Origin of the sequence: Megasphaera geminata F0357, assembly GCF_000239275.1 — a bacterium.
Lineage (GTDB): Bacteria > Bacillota > Negativicutes > Veillonellales > Megasphaeraceae > Megasphaera > Megasphaera geminata.
On sequence record NZ_JH417581.1, the window covers coordinates 1 to 4,226 of the forward strand.

Sequence of the window (4,226 nt, forward strand, 5' to 3'; positions counted from 1 at the left end):
CATCAAACGTGAAACGAATTCCTGGAAATGGATGGGCTTCTCCGCCGGTCTGGGACTCGTCCTCGCCTATGTATTTGCGCTGGTTACATACAATATATCGCTTCTCGCCGGCCTGGGCGCATAAGAGAAGCAAATTCACCGTAAAAGCGGCGTTCAGATACGAAGGTATTCTTACAGAAAGAAGGCGATTAGTATGACTCCGGCAACATGTATCGTAGGTATCGTAATACTTATTGCAGCCGTTTATATGTTCAAACACGTACGCGGCCTGTTCAAGGGTACCACGGGCTGCTCCTGTGCGACGGCGGCGCAGGCTGCTGTTCGTCTGAAAAAGATACGTCCAAAGGTAACGGCAAATCTCCCTGCTGCGGCGGAAAATAAACGATGCACGTCAAAAGGGGCTTCCTGTACGGGAAGCCCCTTTTCCTGTTCAGACTATTTATCTGCCAATGTCCTGTAAATATCATATTTTTCTTTCGCAAAGTGTTCCGCCTGCGAGAAGAGTTCATCCGCAATTTCCGGGAAAGTCCTCGTAAGAGCGGCATACCGCGTTTCACCCATGAGATAATCACGGAAGGAGGCTTTCGGTTCCTCGGAATCCAAGATAAAGGGATTCTTGCCTGCTTTCTTGAGTTCCGGATTATAGCGATACAAATGCCAGTAACCGCATTCAACAGCTCGTTTCATTTCTTCCTGCGCTCTGCCCATACCGCAGCTGAGGCCGTGATTGATGCACGGCGAGTACGCGATAATAATGGACGGGCCGTCATATGCCTCGGCTTCTTTAATCGCTTTCATAAGCTGGTTCGGATCCGCACCCAACGCGACCTGGGCGATGTAGATATGGCCGTATGTCATGAGGAGACGGCCGAGATCCTTTTTATTGGAACGGCGGCCGGCGGAAGCGAACTGCGCCACTGCGCCGACAGGCGTCGCTTTCGAAGACTGACCGCCCGTATTGGAATATACTTCCGTATCGACGAGCATGATATTGACATTATAGTTCATGGAAAGGACATGATCCAATCCGCCGTAACCGATATCATATGCCCAGCCGTCACCGCCGTACATCCAAATGGTCTTCTTCACAATGTGCTCTTTGTGAGCAAGGAGGTAATCGCGGAGTTCTTTCGCCTTACCCGTGACATTCGCTTTGGCAAGCGCCGCAATATACGCTTTGCTGATACTTTCGGTCACTTCTCCTTCATTCGGCACGCCGAGGGAATCAAGCCATGCCTGAGCGGCCGCTTTCAAATCTCCCTCTGCAAGCGGCAGGAGTTCTTCCGTCTTGAGGCGCAGGTCGTCACGCTGCTGTTCCATGGAAAGGGACATACCGAGTGCGAATTCGGCGTTATCTTCAAATACGGAGTTCGACCAGGCCGGGCCGAACCCGTCCTTGTTAACGGTATAAGACAGGCTGGGCATTGCGGATCCCCATGCCTGCGTGCAGCCTGTCGCATTAGCCACGAGCATACGCTGTCCGAAGAGCTGCGTGAGAACTTTCATATACGCCGTTTCGGCACAACCCGCGCAGGCTCCGGAGAATTCAAGGAGAGGCTGGTTGAACTGGCTTCCCTTGACGGAATATTTATCAAGGCCCGTGTCTTTCTGGCTGAGCGTTACGGCAAATTCCCAATTCTCATGTTCATGGAGCTGTGTATCAAGCGGTTCCATAACAAGGGCTTTTTCCTTAGCCGGGCAAACGTTTACACACGTATAGCAACTGTAGCAGTCGAGCGGCGATACTTGAATACGAAAACCGTATTCTTCAAGCCCTCGGCCCGTAGCTTTCTTCGTTTCAAACCCTTCGGGCGCATCAGCCAATTCTTCCTTCGTTGCCAGGAACGGACGGATCGCCGCATGAGGACAAACAAAGGAGCAACGGTTACACTGAATACAATTGTCGGCAATCCAGCGAGGCACGACAGAAGCGATACCGCGCTTTTCGTACTGCGTGGAGCCCATAGGATAAGAGCCGTCCGCATAGGGGACGAATTCACTGACAGGAATGTCATCGCCCTTCTGGAGATTGGACGGTTCAACAATTTTCTTGATGAAATCCGGAATATTGCGGGTATCTTCCTGCGGCGCATCTTCCGGCAAATCAGCCCATGCGGCAGGGATATCCACTTTTACGAGATCACTGAGACCGCGGTCTACTGCCGCCTGGTTCATGGAAACGACTTTAGCGCCCTTCGCCATATACGTTTTGTAAATAGCGGCTTTCATATGTTCGACCGCATCGTCAATGGGCATGATATTGGCCAGTTTGAAGAAGGCCGCTTGCAGGACTGTATTCGTGCGGTTGGCGCCGAGACCGATTTCCTGAGCGATCTTGGAGGCATCAATCGTATAGAACTGAATATTCTTCTTCGCAATTTGACGTTTGACGGAATTGCTCAGGTGCTCTTCCAGTTCCGCCGGCGTCCAGCTGCAGTTGAGAAGGAAGACACCGCCGTCCTTTACTTCACCGACAATATCATAGGTGCTCATGTAAACCGGCTTATGGCAGGCGAGGAAGTCCGCCTGTTTAATGTAATACGTTGAACGAATGGGATTCTTGCCGAAACGCAAGTGTGATTTCGTAACGCCGCCGGATTTTTTCGTATCATATTCAAAATATGCCTGCACGAACATATCCGTATTATCGCCGATAATCTTGATAGAGTTCTTGTTGGCGCCGACAGTGCCGTCAGAACCGAAGCCCCAGAACTTACAGTTGACGATGCCGTCATGGTTGACCGCCAGAGGAACATCCGGAATAGAGAGATTGGTAACGTCATCATTTAAGCCGACAGTAAAGTGAACTTTAGGTTCGGCCTTTTCCATGTTCGCAAAGACCGCGTTAATTGATGCGGGCGGTACGTCCTTCGACGAGAGGCCGTAACGACAGGCGTAGATTTTGGCATCTATATCGGTGTGACGGATAGCCGCGCAAATGTCTTCATACAGAGGTTCTCCGAGAGCGCCCGGCTCTTTAGTGCGATCCATGACAGTAATGCGTTTAACCGTCTTCGGCAAGGCCGCGATGAAGTGGTCAATGGAAAAGGGGCGATAGAGATGAACCTGTACATAACCGGTCTTCTTCCCTTGCGCATTAAGAGCGTCCACCGTTTCCTGAACAGCACCGGTAACGGAACCCATGGCGATGAGAATATCTTCCGCATCAGGCGCGCCGTAGTAGTTGAAGAGTTTATAATCACGGCCCGTAAGAGCGCTGATCTGCTGCATGTATTCATCCACGATCTGCGGCAGGCGATCATACCAAAGATTGCTCGCTTCTTTAGACTGGAAATACATATCCGGATTGGTTACGGTGCTGCGCATAACAGGATGTTCCGGATTAAGACCGTGATGTTTGAAATCATAAAGCGCATCCCTGTCGATGAGTTTCTTCAGTTCTTCTTCCGAAAGCATCTGAATTTTTTGAATTTCATGAGACGTACGGAACCCGTCAAAGAAATGCATGAACGGTACATGACCTTTAATAGCCGACAAGTGCGCCACAGCGGCAAGATCCGCACATTCCTGCACGCTTGCGCTGCAAAGCATGGCAAAGCCGGTATTACGACAGCCCATAACGTCCGAATGATCTCCGAAAATGGACATGGTATGCGTCCCCACCGTACGGGCGGCAATATGAAGAACCACCGGTTTCAGCTGTCCGGATAAACGATGCAACACAGGGATCATAAGCATGAGGCCCTGAGAAGCGGTGAACGTCGAGCAAAGGCTGCCCGTTTCGGCGGCACCGTGAACGGCGCCGATAGCACCGGCCTCAGACTGCATTTCAACGAGCTTAACGGGCTGGCCGAAAAGATTTTTACGGCCGTGAGCCGACCAGGCGTCAACGTGTTCCGCCATCGGGGAAGACGGCGTAATCGGATAAATCGTAGCGACTTCCGTAAAGGAATACGCTACATCGGCGGTTGCCTGATTACCGTCCATAGTTTTAGTAATTTGTTTTACCATTTAGTCTCACTCCTTTTTCACGTACAACGTTTAACTATATTTTCATTATATATATATACGGTATACGTGTCAAGAATAGTTGCCGTACCGTTTATGCATTAATGGATGTGCAATCATTGATTTAGGTCATTCCGCGCATATCTTCTCAATTAGAAATATTACTTACCGAATACTGTCAGTCCGGTACCGCCGCAAAAGAAACCTGTACAATCACCAAAGCGCCGTTCAAAGCCGAAGAGGCGCCGCATCACGAT

1 protein-coding gene is annotated in these 4,226 nt (G+C 50.4%); it reads right to left on the reverse strand.

The window, feature by feature from the left end; translation table 11 throughout:
* Nucleotides 1-435 precede the first annotated feature (435 nt).
* The gene (gene nifJ, locus HMPREF0080_RS03840; RefSeq protein WP_006789922.1) at nucleotides 436-3,972 is read right to left on the reverse strand and encodes a pyruvate:ferredoxin (flavodoxin) oxidoreductase; all 3,537 of its coding nucleotides are present in this window, start codon (nucleotides 3,970-3,972) and stop codon (nucleotides 436-438) included.
* Between the last annotated feature and the right edge of the window lie 254 nt (nucleotides 3,973-4,226).

Excerpts from the sequence above, each read along its gene's own strand:
- nifJ (WP_006789922.1), bottom strand. The coding sequence starts at position 3,972 with ATGGTAAAACAAATTACTAAAACTATGGACGGTAATCAGGCAACCGCC.